Genomic DNA, 18,261 nt, shown 5'->3' with positions numbered 1-18,261 from the left:
CATCTAAAACACACACCTTCTACTAGAACAACAGCTTCGCCCCCACAGCTAAAGAGTCGAAATCGTACTCCAAAGGAACCACTGCATCATTAGCGCGAGCACCCCCGAGGCGCCGCCTTACAAAACCATCAGCAAAGTCGTACCTTGCGCTAACCCTATTGACCTGCGCAAACAACTCACACCTCATATCTTCACCGCGATAGAGCTCATAACTGACCCTTACACCTAGATCTGAAAGGCGGGCCATAGTCAAATATCCACCCTTTCTGCTCCTAAAGTATGAACCATCCACACGCAAAGCACCCAAGGAATAACCAGCCCCCAACACTACATACGAAGCAGGCTTCAACACCCTCGAAGATTCAACTCTATCCCAAGAAAGCTCCGTATCTTTCCAAGGCCCCTTAGCATAGCCAGACGTACCCAAGTACCCATAACTTGCAGCTAATGAGAGACCTCTACCCTGCACCAACGCGGACACCTCAAATGAACCCAAGTCGTGGAAACCACCCCGCGGCATCCGCCCCTCATGGACCGTAACCGCCTTAGCGCACTCGCCACTGAGAACCAGATCCACCTGCAAACCTTTAGCTGGAACACCACCATAAATCCTCCTAAGCGCCAACACAGCACTCAACACATTTCTATACACCGGCGCATAAACAATCTGACTCCCAGCAACTCTGGCCGAAACCCTAGTACCATCTGCCGAATCTCCAATGCCATAAGCCCGTCTAAAATCACGCTTGCCCAGCCTCTCACTCGGCCTGACAGCCAAGTATCTGTGGACAGGCCCCGCCGTCCCCGCATCTACCCACCCTCTAAATAGATCATCAGCATAGCCGGTGGGCGAGTAACTCACACCAAACTGTAGACCTGCAAGCCTGGGCGACTGATACGAAATCCTGAACGGTAGATTGTTTACAAAGTACTTAGTGTAATACCTACTCTCGCTCTCTATACCGTAGTAATCTAAGTAATTATTAGCACGGAAGATACTCTCACTATAGAGACCTGGGTACAGCAGCGCCGCATTACTCAGCCACCAGTGCGATGCGCCACTGTCAAAATAGCTCCCCTTCAGAAGAGGTAACCTATACTTTATGAAGGAAGGATCCCTCCCTCTGATAAAATCGTTGAACCCCCCTCTGGAGGTCATAGAGGACTCTACTCCCTCTTGGAACCCCATAGACAACTGGCCATAGGAAGACTGCACATACACCCTGCTACCCTTATTAACCACAGGATGCCCCCTCTCTACAGCGCCACTTACCTCAGGAGCAAGCACCATGAAACCCGCACCATAGACACGCCCGTCGTTACCGGAGTACTCTAAAGACATCTCTCCGGAAAAATCAAAACCTCCTCTCCAGCCAAAACTCCTCTCCTCTTTACCAGTAGCACGCATAACTTCTCGTAAACTACTAGCTATGTCGACATCGCTTCTTTTCTTGAACGTAGGCACCGCACCCTTCAAGCCAGAATTATAGAACAACATCCTACCGTGGAACGAGAAGGCACCGTCCCTTCCACTTACACCGGCGTGCCCTCTCTCTTCTGACACACGCTGGACACGCTCACCATCACCCCGAGGAACACTCGCACCAGCAGAACGCGAATTCTCAGAAAAAAGTAGCATACTACAAGAGACAGCAAACGCAAACCGGACCCACATAGTATAAGAACCTCAGCCATCAACACGCCCGATAACGTACATCATTGTTAATACTAATACAACTAAAATATGCACCAGCATTGCTACAAACTGCTTATCACACAAACTTCTAGAATGCATCGGCAAGTTTATTTTGCATGGCTTGATAAGAAATCGGAACATAATAATCCCAACTATCGCTGCTTTAGCTTATATCTCAAGGTGTATGCTATGCTAAGAAACCACTATTAGGAGTAGCGGAGTTGTATATTAACGCAGCCTTTATACCGCTCTTTGGTGTAAATTCATTCAGGATAATGCACCAAAATGTGGCTTAGATGATTATTGCACGATCACAACAGCAAAATTCCATCTCTATGCAAACTGCTGCGCTCCATAACTTGACCTCTAAAGGCGCGGCGAAGTGAACCCTGCATAAGAGCACTACATGCCCTCCCCCAAACACGTTGCCAGTGGGGTGAGCGGGGATAGTAACTAACTGGTAGCAAGACTCACAGTATTACATCCATAAAGAGCTTACTTCTTTAAGGTGCTCCAGAGACGCCTATTAACAAAAATCACCAAGATCGTGCCTGCTGTAAGAGACATAACAACCTTGATGCCAAGCTTTTTCCTACTCTCCATCTCAGGCTCTGCTGCCCACTGCAAAAAGTTCACCACATCACGTGCCATATTTTCAATTGTGGGCTCTGTGTCGTCCATATATGAAACCAAACCTTTTGAAAGCGGCGGAGCCATCGCTATCTTGCCTGCCGGAAAGAAGGGATTTGCGTACAGCCCACTTTCATCAGGCTCAGTACTTTCATAACCCGTCATCAACCGATAAACGTAATCTGGTCCGTTATGCCTTGCCTTTGTAATCAGAGACAGATCTGGTGGGAAGGCACCGTTATTTGACGCAGCTGCTGATTCTCTATTGGGAAAGGGGTTGGGAAAGTAATCTGAAGGAATTCCAGGCCTCTCAAACATGTCCCCATTTTCATCCGGACCGTCAGTGTAAGTATACGACGCGGCAAGCGCTTTCACTTCCGCCTCGGTAAAGCCTATTTCCCTCAGATTACGAAAAGCAATCCTCTTCATTGAGTGACAGCTAGCACACACCTCCTTGTATACCTGATACCCTCTTTGTACGGCAGGCTTATCTACCTTTCCCATTATCCCTGAAAAACTCCACTTGGGAACTTTCCCCCCCACTGCACCGTGCACAAACCCTGTTACCGGCGATACAAACAGAAGGAGCACCCAGAAGACTGTTAAACGCATCATATCACTTCATCCCAGGCACAGTGTCACTCAAAGTACTAGGCAATTCTCGACACTTCTCATACTTAGCAAGCAGCGGCAACACTATGAAAAAGTAGGAAAAGTAGTAGAGTGTAGCAAGACGCCCCAAGGAGACAAAAGGCTCTTTTACTTCTTGTCCTCCTATCCACATCAAAAAACAAAAATTGATAACAAAACCCCAGTAAAAAAACTTAAAAACGGGGCGATATTTACCACTCTTTACCTTACACCCATCGAGAAATGGCAGGAGAAACCACACCAATATCGAACCAAACATTGTGATAACACCTAACAACTTACTCGGTATTGAACGCAACATCGCATAAAACGGCAAGAAATACCACTCGGGCACTATGTGCTCGGGCGTAACCATGGGGTTAGCCTCTATGTAATTGTCAGGATGTCCCAGGTAGTTAGGCGCATAGAATATGAAAATGTATAAAAATATGAAAAACAAGCCGAAAGTGATGCAGTCCTTAATTATGAAATACGGATACAAAGGTATGGTGTCTCGCTTAGATTTTACCTCCACCCCACTGGGATTACCAGAACCAAACCTATGTAGAGCTATTACATGTAGCCCCGCTAACCCGAGAATGCAGAACGGCAACAAATAATGCAATGCAAAAAACCTGTTTAACGTGGGGTTGTCCACAGAGAACCCTCCCCATAACCACCTGACTATGCTCTCTCCAATAACAGGAACCGCGGAGAAAAGGTTCGTGATAACAGTAGCGCCCCAAAAGCTCATCTGTCCCCATGGCAACACATACCCCATAAACGCAGTGGCCATCATTACCAAAAAGATGATAATCCCTGCAAACCAAACTAGCTCCCTAGGGCTCTTATAAGAGCCATAGTACATGCCCCTAAAAATGTGGATGTAAACTACTATAAAGAAAAAAGACGCTCCCACTGCATGAGTATAGCGCACCAGCCATCCATAGTGAACATCCCGCATAATGCGCTCAACACTGTCAAAAGCATGATCAACGTGGGGAGTATAGTGCATAGCTAAAAAAATGCCGGTGACGATCTGTAAAACCAGAGCTATGCCGGCTAGCGACCCGAAATTCCACGCATAATTAAGGTTCTTAGGCACCTGATAATTAGCCAGTTCCCGCAAAAAAGCACAAACAGGCAGCCTATATTCTATCCACCCTAAAATACCCTTTTCCGGCCCCTTGCCTCCGTTTTCGTCACTCAGCATCTTCACCCCTATACAGAAGCACTTTTTCTACCAATTACCATGGTTTTATCATTAACAAAATAGTAGTCAGGCACAGGTAAATTTGTCGGTGCTGGCCCTGCAACAATCCTGCCTGATGTATCATACTTGGATCCATGGCACGGGCAATACCAACCTTTTTCCCCACTCTTCACCTCAGTTGGCACACACCCCAAATGTGTACATATACCCACCATCACCAGCCATTCCTCTCTACCAATGTAGGTACGTTGTTCATCACTTTGAGGGTGGCGTAAGCTTGCCAAGTCAACCGCCCTGGCGCCCTCTATTTCTTCCTTAGTTCTTCGTCTCACAAATACAGGCTTTCCTTGCCACTTAACTACCTTGGTGCTGCCTTCCTTTATCCCTGAAAGATCAACTTCAACTGTGGCTTGGGCCATAACCTCGGCAGAAGGGCTGAGAGACTTTAGTAAAGGGTACACAAATGAAAAAACACCCATTACCGCCATAGAGAGCGTAGTGAGACCCAAAAAGTCCCTTCTTTTAACATCAATGGCAGAAGATACTTCCCCACCCTCTCTACCAGCAATCTCATCGTTAGCCATACCAAACTACCTCATGACCAAAACCTGTTCCACAATTATGCCACATCCCACACACGGCGACGGCTCTAGAGAGAACCAAAACACACACTTCCCACCGAGAAAATTACCTCAATCCCCAAGAGCCATATACAACCAAATTTTAAGATTTAAATCAAGAAATATCCTACAAAAGGGCAGACCTCAAGGGCACTTGTAAGCGCAAACTTAAGAATAACATACACCCTATACCAATGAGCTGACACTATTTTCCACAGTACCCCATGGCCATAGTTGACTCCCTGAAGCCTGTAATCAACTATAAAAAAAGCCCTGATCGGCAATATCACGCATATAAAGCAACGCTCTCTTGTTCAGAATTAATGCGCTCTAACTCTCTCACTATTTTTTCACAACACGACGCAGTCAAAATCCCCGCCAAGATTTTGCCTTTTACTAAAGGTGCAAAACGCTCGGAAGTTCGAATATCACGTCTTATATGCTCTTCTAGGGAATGGTAGAGCTCTAGGCTCTTCAATATGTTTACATAGCGCTTGTCCTCTTTTCCAAGAGTATTACCAAGCTTTTTAATCCGCTTCTCACAGCTCTTGCGCTCTTCGAACAACTTTGAGGCAACAGACTGAACACCTATCATCGCAAATATAAATAGAAATACCACCACTACCCCACTCACAAAATCAAGCAGTCCTGCTGTCTCAGGTTTTAAAGCTTCACACTTAAATAAGTACGTTGCTACCACTAAAGTAATAACTGCTGAAAGCAACATAAGCACTAAAGAGGCGGAGATGCTCGAAGTACATGCACCACTGCCGCGCTCATTACTGTTGGCAACAGAGAGGTACTTCTGCGGAATGTCAGTTCTTATAGTGTCGCTTAAACAAAAAAACGCAAAATGATCTTCTACTCTTCTCTCAATAACTAGGCGTTTAATTCGTGTATTTTCCAGCGCGCATTTTAACTCTTGGCATTTCCTGATGTCGGCATAACAGCTCACATCCATATCTGAACATCGCAGCCTTTTCATAAGAAACAGAAACGCAAGGGCTATACCTCCTACAGTGAAAACATTACGCAAACGGCAGATCCCCTTCAACGGGAAAAACACTTGTGTAAACTCAGCCATATGAGGAGCTCTCATATCAATCTCTACAGCGTCTACCTATCAGCTTACGCCACGCAATTCAAGTTTAAAAACCTGCATCACACGCATGACGAGGCATAATAACGCCCTCACTAAATTAACACTACTTATGAAGACTTACTTTTTGGTCAGAATGTGCGCCAGAACCAGTAACAGGAATGAAGTGACAATAGTCATGGGGCCGGGAAACGTATCAAATCTCACTGAAAGAACCAACCCCAAAAACCCAGATATTATAGAAAGAGCAACCGATACTAAAACCATCTGCATTGGGGTTTTGGAAAGCAATCTAGCCGCCGATGCTGGAATGATCAAAAACGAGGTAATTAATAATATTCCCACTGACCGCGAAAACAGCACCACAGCCAATGCCGACATGATCAAAATCTCCATCTTGATTCGCCTGGGACTAATCCCCGTAGACAAAAACAGATCTTTACTTATTGATACGGAAACCCAGTATTTCCACCTACATACCGTCACGCAAACGCCTATTAGTGATGTACAGAGCATTCGCAGGAGGTCGCCATTACTGATCATCAATATATCACCGAAAAGCGAATGCATTATCCGCTCTCCCGATAACGGCATGAACGACAGCAAAATCATTCCTAAGGACATAACGACGCTCGTCATAATGTTGAGCACAGCGTCAATAGAATGAATTTTGTCCATTACGAAGGAGATAACCACTGCAAGCAAGAGAGCAACAAGCAATACCGTAAAAGACGCGTTTATATGTAGAATGGCAGCTATACCCACTCCTAACAAGGAGGAATGCGCAATGCTGTCCCCCATATAAGATAAGCGATTCCACACCATAATGGAACCTAAGGGAGCCGTGACAATGCTTGCTATTAGTATGGCGCAAACCCCGTTTATGAAGAAGCTCTCAGAGAGAATATCAAGCATGTAAACCCACAACAGAGAAGAATAGGCAGCGGGTACGCTGTGTTTTCAACAGCGCCCCACGGCCGCAAGTATTAAGGATCCTATCCTCCAACAGAAAGCAGTTTGTAACCAATTAACCGGATTTCTCCTCCTAAACTCTGACTTTTCTGCTGTATCAGATCACGGATTCTAGTCTGATTGTCGATAACAAACACCTGCTCAAGCAGCACCATATCCTCGTAGAACTTCTGCATCCTCCCATCAACGATCTTCTGAGTCACTGCAGCAGGTTTTCCCAAGGCTTCTACTTGCTTTGCAACTATCGCCATTTCGCGCTCCACCACTGCGGGATCCAGCGTTTCCACAGACAGAGCCTCTGGCTTAGCGGCAACAACATGCATAGCTAACTGCTTCGCGAAACCAGCAATGCCTTCCAGATCCTTCACAGTTGACTCCAGCGCAACCAGCGCTGCAGCCTTGCCTAGACCATCCCTGACCATACCATGAACATAACTACCAACCACTCCTGGGCCTGTGAGGCGCAAAAGCTCAACGCCTCCCACAACAACATTCTCCCCCAGAACTGCCGCAGCAGCTATCACCTCATCTTTTACGCTCAGGCCTGACTCACTACCAACACACTTAGAAGCTAAAAAACCGTCAAGATTTTCTTCCCCATAACCGTGAAGACACTTGGCCAAACATAAAGCAAGATCACAAAATCTTTCATTGCGCGCCACAAAGTCGGTTTCGCAACCTAGCTTGACAAGAGCCCCACAAGAACCTTCTGAAACCATGGCCACAAGCCCTTCGGCAACATCTCTGTTCGCCTTCTTATAAGCCTTGGAAAGCCCCTTCTCTCTCAAATACTCCTTGGCCTTATCAATATCCCCCAAACAAGCTTCAAGGGCTTCTTTGCAGTCACCAAGACCTGCACCAGAAATCTGCCGTAGCTCTTTGATAACTTCCACATCAATTTTCATTCATACTACCTAAAATAAAAGGAGACATATCAACACGGAGCAGCATCGCCGTCAGCAACTGCATCCATAGATGTTTCAGCGGTAAGAGCACCCTCGATATCCGAATAGTCCTTGGCATCAAGGTCTTTTTTCTCATCTTCCGCACTAACCTCGCTGACCGCCTCTTTATCTTTCTTGCCAGCCGCCACAACACTAATGCCAGAATTCATCAAATCAGATCTGATTGCCTCTAATATCGTGTTAGACACCGCCCTACAGAAGAAATCTATAGACCTTATAGAGTCATCATTACCAGGAATTGGATAATCTACGCCTCGTGGATCGGAATTTGTGTCTAGAATAGCTACTACGGGAATTTTAAGCTTATTTGCTTCCTGAATAGCAATGTGCTCCTTGTTAACATCTATCACAAACAAAACGTGAGGCAATCCTCCCATTTCACGGATCCCACCTAGAGATCTTTCAAGCTTGTCACGCTGCTTACCGAACATAAGCAGCTCTTTCTTTGTGTAACGCGCATCGGAATCACTTAACAACTTCTCAAATTCCAACAAACGCCTTATGGAAGAAGAAACCGTCTCCCAGTTAGTAAGCGTCCCACCAAGCCACCTGTGGTTAACATAATACTGTCCACAACGCGCTGCTTCCTCAGCAACGATATTAGAAGCCTGCACCTTGGTGCCAACAAAGAGAACCCTTCCCCGCTTGTGTACCACATCATATAGAACGTTCAATGCGTTCTTTAGAAGAGCAGCAGTTTTTCTCAAATCTATTATGTGAATATCTTTATGTTTATGAACGCCGTATATGTAAGGCGCCATAGCAGGATTCCAACGACCTGCTTTATGCCCAAGGTGGATACCCGCTTCTATAAGATCGCGGACACTAAATTCAGGTATATTACCCATAGATAACTCCAAAAATCACAACAGTTAAACCTCCACAGCACAACCTACAACTAAGCAGGACCATCGTGCAGCTGTGTGCGAAATAGTAGATCATGAAACACGACCCACCCGATACTATCAGGCGACTTGCGCCTGATCAAGGAATATGTGTCAAATTGAAATACCTACTCAATAGGCAATACGTCTCATGCAGTGGGAGCCCGACTATCGAAGAATAAGACCCCTGCATCCACGAAATTAAGGTGGCAGCCAAACCCTGTATGCTATATCCCCCAGCCTTCCCTTGCCACTCATCAGAGTCTATGTAATAACTGATTTCACTTGCTGAAAGACGCTTGAATTTGACCACACTCTCAACGCTGCGTGTATGCAACTCACCCGATGGAGTGCACAAACAAACCGTCGTACAAACCCTATGACGCCGCCCAGATATCATCTCCATATACTCAGCGACTTGCTCTCTGTCATATGTCTTCAACATAATCCTGGTGCCACAATATGCAGCGGTATCTGCACCTAACACGAACTTATCAGATCTCTGCGAATGTACTGCGAGCGATTTCTCTCTAGCAACACGCGCCGTATAAACACGGGGTGCTTCACCCCCGTTGACGGACTCATCAATATCAGGGGATACCACTTCCCCGGGAACAATGCCTATCTGCCCTAACAAACGAAGACGGTACTCAGAAGATGACGCCAGCACTAACTCATCTATCTTCCTCACCACAATACCCATTAGTCTTTATTTCTGAGCCTACTGACCACCCTTCCCTTACCCAGCCCCTCTTTATTGACGCCGTAAGAACTAACTTCAACTATTACTTTATCATGCATCAGAATACGTATCTTGCTCTTCCGTATTCTTCCAGAAGCGTGTGCCATTATCTCGTAGCCATCGTTCAGCTTCACTATAAACACAGCATCCCTGAGCAACTTCGTGACAACACCTTCTATCCTTGCAACTCCCTCCTTAATTTTCACCATTCACCAACAAAAACGACATGGCCGACATTGTAAGATATACCCATAACCATTGCAATTAGTTTAAAGGTATAGCTACGTGCCATGATTTGGGATTTTCATACCATCCGTGACATACTCATGTCCTCGCATGACTAGCGTTATCCGGTCTTCGCGGACAAAATCTCCCGTAACCCAAACGTTACCTTCACTGTCATCGTCTACTATCTCAGCATCCACAAAACTGACCACCCCACCGCTAGCGAGCACCTTTATACCAACCGCCCCTGTATCTGTTATACTAAGAGAGGAGGCGGGAATTTTGTAGGACCTCACCTTTTTGAGAGCTAACTCAACACTCGCATTCATCCCGTCTGAAGCAAAGATTCCACCTTCTTCGTTGTCCAGCAACGCCTCCACCCTGTATGACATAGTTTCCGGAGTTGCTACTCTGCCAACAAAACAAACATCTCCCGCCAATATCACGCCCTGATTCAGAATAACTTTGACCTCGTCACCAGGATTTACATGCGATATATCGCGCTCGGAAACATAAGTAACCACTTTTAGCTTATCAAAATTCGATATCCTCACCACTGGTTGACCCTCTGCAACCATAGAACCAACCTGCGACATAATCCTGTCGATGATACCACTAAAAGGAGCCCTTATTGCGCTATTCCTGTATGCAAGCAATGCATTTTTGTAGCCGACCTCTGCAGCTTTAAGACTAACAAGTGCCGCTTGCTCTTGCATTTGAGTGCTATGCCCCGTAAATCCTAAGCTTTCAGCCGCGTCGTACTCCTGCCTTCTTTGCTCCAGCAACTCCTTGGCGTACTCCAGCGCCTCAAGCCTCTCACGTTCTTCAAGTTTCAAAATTACCTGATCCTTTTCCGCAAAGCTGCCACTTTCGAGAAAAACCTCTTCTACCTTTCCACCAGCCTGCGCGGCTACATCCACTGATTGAGAGGCATATACTCCAGCAGGCAAAACCCGCACCACTGTCCTTTCTTCTGCACCAAGCTCCTGCAGAGCAATAGACGACCCCACATCAGCAGTCCCAAAGATGGTATCCCTGTTACGCTCCCCATCAGGCACAAACAGCCCGCTAATGAGCCACGCCAAACATCCACAAATCAACAACAGCGCTATTCTGTATTTTAACTGCAAACCCATGAACAATGAAAATGCTCCCCCATACCACTAGTGCTTGCCGCACGCAATTTCGCATGCATCCCTGAAAGCCTCATTAACATCTGGATGTGAATGACAAATACGACAGATATCTTCCGCTGTAGCTCTGTAGCCCAACGCTACTGCTGCCTCATTTATCATGGTATCGGCATGCGCTCCCACAATGTGAACCCCAAGAATCACTCCCGTTTCCTTACAGACAACTACCTTTACAAAGCCTTCACTCTCACCAGCGACTCTGGCCCTCCCATTAGCGGCAAAGCTGCTCTTTCCAACCTTATAACTGTGGTTAACAGACTTTAAATAGTCCTCACTCATTCCCACCGCAGAAGCCGCAGGGTGTGTGTATATTACCGATGGGATTACTCCATAATCAACACGCAAGCCCCTTCCTGACATCAGCTCAGCGACGGTGATTCCTTCCATTTCAGCTTTGTGTGCAAGCATGGCCCCACCAATAACATCACCTATGGCAAAAATACCCTTTATATTAGTCTCATATCTGCCATCCACTTGGATAAACCCTCTCTCATCTAACTGTAACTCTCCTAACTCAACAACACCCTCAACACTGGGCTTGCGACCAACAGCAACTAATACTTTATCCACCTCAACATCTGTGCGCTTACCATCAGAAAGCGCCTCATAACTCACCGCAACACGAGATCCCCTCTTGGCCACTGACACTACCTTCTGCGATAGCTCGAAGACTATGCCCTGCTTCTCCAACACCTTCTTCAGTAACTTACTAACTTCCGAATCAAAGCTCGCAGCAATGCGACCACCATATTCCACCACGGTCACCCTAGCTCCTAACCTGCCCCATATGGAAGACATTTCCAAGCCGATAACCCCACCACCAATAACTAGTAGCTCCCCGGGCACTTCCATATTCAGCGCGGCATCCGAAAACAGCACCGACGCACCATCAACATCTACACCAGGCAGGGATACAGGATGAGACCCCACGGCGAGAACAACGTTCTTAGCAAGAACCTTTTCTAACTGACTCCCATCTTGCGCATTCACAGAAACAACAAAATTCTCGCCTTCCTTGCCGACAACCTTCGCCATACCACAGAGCCTACGCACCCCAGCAGAAGAGAAAAGACCCTCTATCCCCGCACTCAATGCAGATATCTCCTTATCTCTAGCCTCAAACATCTTCTCGAGATCAAAAGTCACGCTCTTGGCCGAGACCCCAAATCCAGGAAAAAGATTCTTCGCCGAATAGTACTTGTATGAATATTCAAGCAGCGCTTTCGAAGGTATGCACCCTTCTCTAAGGCAGGTTCCACCACACTGAGAGTTCTTATCGATACATACCGTCTTCAGACCGAGCCTTGCGGATTTCACCGAACACTTGTACCCCCCTGGCCCAGCTCCTATAACCGCAACATCGTAGTAACAGCTACTCATAAACACACCTACGAAACAACCACCAACCCATCTCTTCCCGCAGTTGCGTATAAAGAGCCACCAATCAAAACCGGTGGTTTATAAAAATGACCAGCCTCCAGTTTATACATCTCTTCCACCGCACCAGAGAGGGCACTGACGCCCAAGAGATCCCCGTTACTACCCAAAACCCAAAGTTTTCCATTAGCCATCACCGGAGCATTCCATGACCACCGTTTCTTCCCTATCTCTTGCAGGGTCAAACTCCACAGCTGCACGCGACTCTCAGCATCTAAAGCGACAAGCTGTGAATCAGCTGTGATTACAAACACCGTCTTTTCGTCCACCTTGGAGATTCCGCGCACCCCAATTCCTTGTGACCAGATAAATTCACCAGTGTTTGCACTCAAACACACCAGCGAACCCTCACCGTCTGCCGCAAAAACAAAGTCACCCACGACAACCGGAGCGATTCGAACATCACCCACAGAACCTTGATTGTACTCCCCCACAGCACTCTCCCATAAAACATCCCCGCTGCGGGAATCTAGTCGCTTAGCCTTTCCATCGGGAAACAACACAAAAACCGCATCCTGACCATTGCGTGACAGGTAAGCAACTGACAAAGCACCACTTACACGAACCTCAACTCCCGGCTCCTCATGGTGCCATAACAAACCACCGGTTTCTACATCAAACACATACAGATAGCTATCAATCGTAAGAGCGGCTACAGAATCGCCTTCATTAACCAGAACCAGCTCACCACTCAAAAAACTACGCAAAGTGCTCTTCCACTTTATCTTCCCGGTGCTTGGGTCAAGACCGTACAGGAAATTGTCTATGGCACATAAGACCGTTCCCTGGGAGTAGAGCAAACTTGCAGAGTAGAGCGAGCGCTGACCACCTGCAAGCGCCACATACCACAAGATTTTTCCACTATCGTTATCGAAAGCTGTTAGCCTTCCATTATCATCCAAAGTAACTACCACACTCCCAGCCTCAACAGGGGCAACCCTGGAACTGGAGGACACCCCCTTCAGTACCCTGAATTTGGTAAAGGTTTGCTCTCCACCAGATGGCAACACCGAGAAACTTTGAAGTCCTCGACCTCTGCCATGCACAACGGCAGCGCTAGCCTCTTCATTGAACACCCCAACACTACCAAAGAAAAAAGCAAGAAACAGGAATACAGCCGCAAGTAAGTGCATTTTAACCACAACGTACAAAAGGACCCGGTTCATGATCCGACAACTGCCACAAAAAATCAACCTATATTTACTATACACGCCCGTTTAAACCACACAAAACCCAGGAAGATAGATTACCTATGGACGGTGATTACAGCGCGGTCTTACCATACCGAGAACCTTATGGAATATCTCCCAATGGCCACTTGATCGGGCAATGGACTCTTAACACTTTGCGTATTGGCAAGTATAATCCTTAGTTCTAATCATCGGACATTGGTGTCAGTATGCAAAAAGTGGCTATAGTGGGGTTGCCTAACGTGGGTAAGTCTACCTTATTCAACCGCCTTACTAAGAGTAAATCCGCTATAGTGAGCAACATTGCTCACGTCACTAGGGATCGCAAGGAAGCACCGGCTAATTTTTGTGGCCTGAAATTTACAGTAATTGATACTGGAGGGGTAGCCGAAGGCACGGGCATACAGTCTTTGGTAACCAAGCAGGTGCAACTTGCTGTCGCACAATCTGATGTTATTTTTTTCGTTATAGACATCAAGACATCTACCACCGATAACAATATTGCACTGGGAAAGTGGCTACGTAAGGCAACAGAAAAGCCAATTGTCCTCCTAGTAAACAAGTGTGAAAGCAGCAAAAATGACTTTCCTGTAGATACCATGGAATATCTGGAGTTTATCGGCCCGGTGCACATATCTGCGGAACATAATTTAGGGATGCAGTACCTATACGATGCTATAGCACCATTTCTGGAACAAACCCCCGTCCAAAAAAGCAGAGACAATTCCATACCAATATCTATAATGGGGCAACCTAATGTGGGTAAATCCACATTTCTCAACTGTGTTCTTGGCGAAGACCGAGTGATCACTGACGACGCAGCGGGAACAACGCGTGACTCGATAAGCACAGAGTATAATCATAAAGGCATAAAACTACTCATTACTGACACCGCGGGACTACGAAAGCGCACAAAAGTGACCGAAGACATGGAAAAACTTTCCACTAAATCCGCTATTCATGCACTCTCAAAATCATGCGTGGTCATACTGATGGTAGATTTTTTACAGGGAATAACCCAGCAAGACCTGTCCATAGCCGGCACCGCAATAAGAGACGGCAAAAGCGTTGTTGTAGCGCTAAACAAGGCTGACTTAATAAGCGACAAAGCCACAGAGGAGGAAATCTTAAAGGCCATTTGCCTTCACAGCAGAGTAGATTTTGATGTTCCCATTATGAAAATCTCAGCGTTAAAAAACATCGGATGCGATAAGGTACTAGATAAAGCGATAAGACTCTATGAATCTTCTAGCACTCATATAAGCACCCCCAGACTCAATAAGTGGCTGCGAACAGCTGTTGAACACCATCCTCCACACGTACAAAACTGCAGGAAAGTAAAACTGAAGTATATTTCCCAAGTAAGCGTGCTGCCACCAACCTTTGTTGTCGCAACTAACACCCCCGGACATGAAATTGAAAGTTCATACAAGTCATATCTCAAAAACAGCTTTCTAACCCATTTCTCCCTGCAGGGAGTACCTATCAGGATGATATTCAGGAAGGGAGAAAATCCGTACACAAAGGCAAAAAACTGACAATAACAACAGTACAAGCAATACATGCAGATGGACTGGTGCCTTCAGCAGAGAATGCTCATAACCTACAGAGTTTGCGCAGTTTTGATAATCTCCAAAATGGTAGGGACCGGATCACGAGCCTGCCATATGCCAAATTTACGTTCATCCACATGCCACATCAACAAGTGTCACCATCATGAGCATGCGGAAAACAAGCCCTAGTCGAAATCTCAACAGCCCTGCTCACCCCTCACAGGCTAGACGGTCGAAGCAAAGAACGTCCTGTCATTTCTGGGGGCTGCGCAATCTTCATAATCTCCAGAATGGTAGGGGCTATGTCACAAAGCCTGCCATCAGCTAGACTTATTTCTCGCTGCATGTTGCAAACAACAAACGGTACCGTACTCTCCGTATGCGAGGTGAAGGGAGCACCTTCGTTGACGTCGAACATCTTCTCTGCATTGCCGTGGTCTGCGGTGATTAACATTGTAGCCCCTATATCGGATGCAGCATCATAAACTCTTTGCAAGCAAGAATCCACAACCGTGACCGCCCTCTTTGTAGCCTCCATGTTCCCAGTGTGCCCCACCATGTCAGCGTTGGCATAATTGACCACGATCAGCGAATATTTCGCCGAACGTATTCTACCCACCAGGGTATCCGTAACATCTATAGCCGACATCTCCGGCTTTAAGTCATATGTGCTCACATCAGGAGAAGGAATTATCACGCGATCTTCGCCAACAAAGCGATCTTCCCTACCCCCATTAAAGAAAAACGTAACATGTGCGAATTTTTCCGTCTCCGCTATGCGAAGCTGCTTCAAGCCTTGCGCAGCTACCACTTCTCCAAGAGACCACTGTATGTCTCGGGGCGGGAAAAGGCTCGGGATCAGGATCTTAGAGGAGTACTGCCTCATACCCAAAACGTTCTTTACTTCGGGCATTCTATGCAGAAGCATGCTTAACAACTGCAAAACTCTGTCGTTTCTGAAATTGATAAACAAAACGCCATCCTCTACACTTACACCGCTGTAGTCACCCACAACGGTCGGGACTATAAATTCATCCGTTACCCCTTTACTGTAGCTGTTTTCCACAACTTCTAACGCATTTTCACACCTGGGCCCCTTCGCATATGCCAAAGCATCATAAGCTTTACATGTCCTATCCAGGCGATTGTCCCTGTCCATCGCATAATACCGACCACCCACAGTCCCCACTACCGCGTCGAGTGAGGCAATGCTCGCCTCGAGTTGATTCACGTACTTCTTGGCTGAAGATGGTAAAACGTCTCTACCATCAAGAATAGCATGCACATATACCCTGATGCCAAACCCCGAAACAACAGAAATTAGCTTCTCCATGTGTGCCTGCATAGAATGCACCCCACCATCAGAAAGCAATCCCACAACGTGACAGGCACCTTTACTATTCTTGAGATTATCAACGAACTTCAGCAGTTCAGGATTGCTGTGAACTTCATCTATCTCCTGATTGATCCTCAATAAATCCTGCAGGACAACCCGGCCACACCCTATGCTTATGTGCCCAACCTCTGAATTTCCTACCTGCCCGGGAGGAAGACCAACATCATCACCACTCGCATACAGGCTACTCCTCGGACACCGTGAAACTATTGAGTCCCAAAATGGCTTATGCGCCCCGTGAATTGCATCATACATGCCACCACTTCCGTTGCCCCATCCATCAAGTATACAGAGCACAACATTACTCCCAAACATACGTATTCAGAGACCATAGCCAAATGCGGCAATTCTACATATGTCCCACGCGCTAGTAAACAAGAATAACACGCTACGATTTTGCCGGACCTGTGCCTGCTTGACGCGTAGCAAAGCGCTGGAATGGCACCAACCCTACCTTAGCATTTGTGGCTTAAAACTGACGGCACTTACATACTGAGCTAGAGTGTTCAACACTCAATATGCACTGTGTGTTTTGCGCATATCAACGCAATGTCCCATAATATCTCTATTAATATTGTTACTGCTCTGGTACAATGCCGGAGTTTGACTTTTCCATAAGTATGACAAATTGCTATCACAACGCAGTCGTAGTTCTTGCCGATGGAAGACATTTTTTTGGCAGATCCCTTGGAAATAGGACCGACAGCGTAGGTGAAGTGTGCTTTATTACGGGACTCACCGGGTACCAGTACACGATCACAGACCCCTCCTTTGCAGATCAAATAGTGACATTCACATTTCCGCATATAGGCAATGTGGGCATTAACGACAAAGATTTTGAGTGTAGTAGAGTGCTGGCCAAGGGGATCATTGTGCGAGAGATGTCATGTGCATCTCATGTGTCTTCCAAAACCGATCTAGAATCTTGGATAAAAGCCAATGGACTCACTGGAATATCCGGTGTAGACACCAGAGCGCTAACAATGCACCTACGCGAGCATGGTACACAGCCTGGAATAGTCCACCATTTTGAGAATCGCAACACGGTTGATTTGCTGGCATTACAACACATAGCGCGTGCCTATACAGCCAAAACACTTGCTACTGCTCTGCCGCATCTAGCTGATCATCAAGTGTCGACCCGCGGTGCAGAGGTATGTGTTATAGATCTAGGAGCCAAGCAAGGTATACTGAATGCACTCACAAGGATGGGCTGTGCTGTCAGTGTTGTGGCGGGGATTGACGATTTTGCCACTCGCGTTCTGTCGCTTAACCCCAAAGGCATAGTAATTTCCAACGGCCCGGGGGACCCATCAGATCTGGAATCACATGTATTAACACAGCTCAGAGTACTGCTGGATTCGGGCATTCCGACGCTGGGGATATGCCTGGGACATCAACTTTTGGCACTAGCTTTGGGTGCAAAAACAATCAAAATGCATCACGGGCATAGGGGCAGCAACCATCCGGTATATAATATAGAGACCGGAACTGTAGAGGTTACAAGCCAAAATCACGGTTATGCCGTGGATGGACAAACCCTACCGGCGAATGTTGTGGTGACCCATAAATCACTGTTTGATGACACAATTGAGGGAATCAAGCTGACAGATTACCCAGTAAGGTCTGTTCAATACCACCCAGAAGGCTGCCCAGGGCCCCAAGACTCTCACTATATATTTCAAGACTTTGCCAACCTGATAAATTGTGGATTAGCATAGGCTGAGAACGCATTACCATTGGTAAACACAAGCGCGGCTCTATGTTGAGATTTTTGTATTATAAGCACTCTCTGATGCGGCTACGGATTGCGCAG

The 18,261-nt window shown here is 46.6% G+C and carries 16 protein-coding genes; 2 read left to right on the top strand and 14 right to left on the bottom strand.

Translation table 11 applies throughout. The features are described from left to right. Positions 1 to 22 precede the first annotated feature (22 nt). The 13 genes from ANPL_RS01750 to ANPL_RS01690 form a co-directional block, all read right to left on the bottom strand. Positions 23 to 1,675 (bottom strand): hypothetical protein, encoded by a 1,653-nt coding sequence (locus ANPL_RS01750; RefSeq protein WP_236822874.1) that lies wholly within the window; start codon positions 1,673 to 1,675, stop codon positions 23 to 25. Positions 1,676 to 2,191: 516 nt separating this feature from the next. After that, positions 2,192 to 2,941, bottom strand: a complete 750-nt coding sequence (locus ANPL_RS01745) for a cytochrome c1 (RefSeq protein ID WP_169193083.1) — start codon at positions 2,939 to 2,941, stop codon at positions 2,192 to 2,194. A 1-nt stretch (position 2,942) separates the two neighbouring features. After that, complete coding sequence (locus ANPL_RS01740; protein WP_169193082.1) at positions 2,943 to 4,169, bottom strand: cytochrome b; 1,227 nt, start codon at positions 4,167 to 4,169, stop codon at positions 2,943 to 2,945. Positions 4,170 to 4,177: 8 nt separating this feature from the next. After that, entirely contained in the window at positions 4,178 to 4,753 is a 576-nt protein-coding gene (gene petA / locus ANPL_RS01735; RefSeq protein ID WP_169193081.1) for a ubiquinol-cytochrome c reductase iron-sulfur subunit, read from the bottom strand. Between the two features lie 322 nt (positions 4,754 to 5,075). Next, positions 5,076 to 5,873 (bottom strand): hypothetical protein, encoded by a 798-nt coding sequence (locus ANPL_RS01730; protein WP_236822873.1) that lies wholly within the window; start codon positions 5,871 to 5,873, stop codon positions 5,076 to 5,078. A 135-nt stretch (positions 5,874 to 6,008) separates the two neighbouring features. Then, the gene (locus ANPL_RS01725) at positions 6,009 to 6,803 is read right to left on the bottom strand and encodes a metal ABC transporter permease (RefSeq protein ID WP_169193079.1); all 795 of its coding nucleotides are present in this window, start codon (positions 6,801 to 6,803) and stop codon (positions 6,009 to 6,011) included. A gap of 80 nt (positions 6,804 to 6,883) precedes the next feature. Further along, on the bottom strand, positions 6,884 to 7,765 hold the full coding sequence (gene tsf, locus ANPL_RS01720) for a translation elongation factor Ts (protein ID WP_169193078.1): 882 nt from the start codon (positions 7,763 to 7,765) through the stop codon (positions 6,884 to 6,886). A 29-nt stretch (positions 7,766 to 7,794) separates the two neighbouring features. Further along, positions 7,795 to 8,673, bottom strand: a complete 879-nt coding sequence (gene rpsB, locus ANPL_RS01715) for a 30S ribosomal protein S2 (RefSeq protein WP_169193077.1) — start codon at positions 8,671 to 8,673, stop codon at positions 7,795 to 7,797. Between the two features lie 136 nt (positions 8,674 to 8,809). Further along, positions 8,810 to 9,400, bottom strand: a complete 591-nt coding sequence (locus ANPL_RS01710; protein ID WP_169193076.1) for a Maf family nucleotide pyrophosphatase — start codon at positions 9,398 to 9,400, stop codon at positions 8,810 to 8,812. 11 nt (positions 9,401 to 9,411) lie between these two features. After that, positions 9,412 to 9,657: a translation initiation factor IF-1 gene (infA, locus tag ANPL_RS01705; protein ID WP_169193611.1), complete on the bottom strand. Its 246-nt coding sequence runs from the start codon at positions 9,655 to 9,657 to the stop codon at positions 9,412 to 9,414. A gap of 75 nt (positions 9,658 to 9,732) precedes the next feature. After that, positions 9,733 to 10,812, bottom strand: a complete 1,080-nt coding sequence (locus ANPL_RS01700; RefSeq protein WP_169193075.1) for an efflux RND transporter periplasmic adaptor subunit — start codon at positions 10,810 to 10,812, stop codon at positions 9,733 to 9,735. 27 nt (positions 10,813 to 10,839) lie between these two features. Then, positions 10,840 to 12,249, bottom strand: coding sequence for a dihydrolipoyl dehydrogenase (gene lpdA, locus ANPL_RS01695; protein WP_169193074.1), 1,410 nt, complete (start codon positions 12,247 to 12,249; stop codon positions 10,840 to 10,842). A gap of 8 nt (positions 12,250 to 12,257) precedes the next feature. Beyond that, a complete protein-coding gene (locus tag ANPL_RS01690) occupies positions 12,258 to 13,472 on the bottom strand; it encodes a PQQ-binding-like beta-propeller repeat protein (RefSeq protein WP_169193073.1) in 1,215 nt (404 codons plus the stop codon). Between the two features lie 233 nt (positions 13,473 to 13,705). On the opposite strand from ANPL_RS01690, the gene der reads away from it, so the two are divergent. Beyond that, on the top strand, positions 13,706 to 15,034 hold the full coding sequence (gene der, locus ANPL_RS01685) for a ribosome biogenesis GTPase Der (RefSeq protein ID WP_169193072.1): 1,329 nt from the start codon (positions 13,706 to 13,708) through the stop codon (positions 15,032 to 15,034). Positions 15,035 to 15,266: 232 nt separating this feature from the next. On the opposite strand, the gene gpmI is transcribed toward der, so the two are convergent. Next, positions 15,267 to 16,760 carry a 2,3-bisphosphoglycerate-independent phosphoglycerate mutase gene (gene gpmI, locus ANPL_RS01680; protein ID WP_169193071.1) on the bottom strand — a complete coding sequence of 498 codons (1,494 nt, stop codon included), beginning with the start codon at positions 16,758 to 16,760 and terminating at the stop codon, positions 15,267 to 15,269. 278 nt (positions 16,761 to 17,038) lie between these two features. Between gpmI and carA the strand changes: the two genes are divergently transcribed. Further along, positions 17,039 to 18,166, top strand: a complete 1,128-nt coding sequence (carA, locus tag ANPL_RS01675; protein WP_236822872.1) for a glutamine-hydrolyzing carbamoyl-phosphate synthase small subunit — start codon at positions 17,039 to 17,041, stop codon at positions 18,164 to 18,166. Positions 18,167 to 18,261 lie beyond the last annotated feature (95 nt).

The sequence above is a fragment of the Anaplasma platys genome, assembly GCF_012790675.1.
GTDB classification, from domain to species: domain Bacteria; phylum Pseudomonadota; class Alphaproteobacteria; order Rickettsiales; family Anaplasmataceae; genus Anaplasma; species Anaplasma platys.
This window is presented reverse-complemented; position numbering and strand designations above follow the sequence as displayed.

Coding starts and splice junctions, on each gene's coding strand:
- ANPL_RS01750 (WP_236822874.1), bottom strand. CDS start 1,675: ATGTGGGTCCGGTTTGCGTTTGCTGTCTCTTGTAGTATGCTACTTTTT.
- ANPL_RS01745 (WP_169193083.1), bottom strand. CDS start 2,941: ATGATGCGTTTAACAGTCTTCTGGGTGCTCCTTCTGTTTGTATCGCCG.
- ANPL_RS01740 (WP_169193082.1), bottom strand. CDS start 4,169: ATGCTGAGTGACGAAAACGGAGGCAAGGGGCCGGAAAAGGGTATTTTA.
- petA (WP_169193081.1), bottom strand. CDS start 4,753: ATGGCTAACGATGAGATTGCTGGTAGAGAGGGTGGGGAAGTATCTTCT.
- ANPL_RS01730 (WP_236822873.1), bottom strand. CDS start 5,873: ATGGCTGAGTTTACACAAGTGTTTTTCCCGTTGAAGGGGATCTGCCGT.
- ANPL_RS01725 (WP_169193079.1), bottom strand. CDS start 6,803: ATGCTTGATATTCTCTCTGAGAGCTTCTTCATAAACGGGGTTTGCGCC.
- tsf (WP_169193078.1), bottom strand. CDS start 7,765: ATGAAAATTGATGTGGAAGTTATCAAAGAGCTACGGCAGATTTCTGGT.
- rpsB (WP_169193077.1), bottom strand. CDS start 8,673: ATGGGTAATATACCTGAATTTAGTGTCCGCGATCTTATAGAAGCGGGT.
- ANPL_RS01700 (WP_169193075.1), bottom strand. CDS start 10,812: ATGGGTTTGCAGTTAAAATACAGAATAGCGCTGTTGTTGATTTGTGGA.
- lpdA (WP_169193074.1), bottom strand. CDS start 12,249: ATGAGTAGCTGTTACTACGATGTTGCGGTTATAGGAGCTGGGCCAGGG.
- ANPL_RS01690 (WP_169193073.1), bottom strand. CDS start 13,472: ATGAACCGGGTCCTTTTGTACGTTGTGGTTAAAATGCACTTACTTGCG.
- der (WP_169193072.1), top strand. CDS start 13,706: ATGCAAAAAGTGGCTATAGTGGGGTTGCCTAACGTGGGTAAGTCTACC.
- gpmI (WP_169193071.1), bottom strand. CDS start 16,760: ATGTTTGGGAGTAATGTTGTGCTCTGTATACTTGATGGATGGGGCAAC.
- carA (WP_236822872.1), top strand. CDS start 17,039: ATGCCGGAGTTTGACTTTTCCATAAGTATGACAAATTGCTATCACAAC.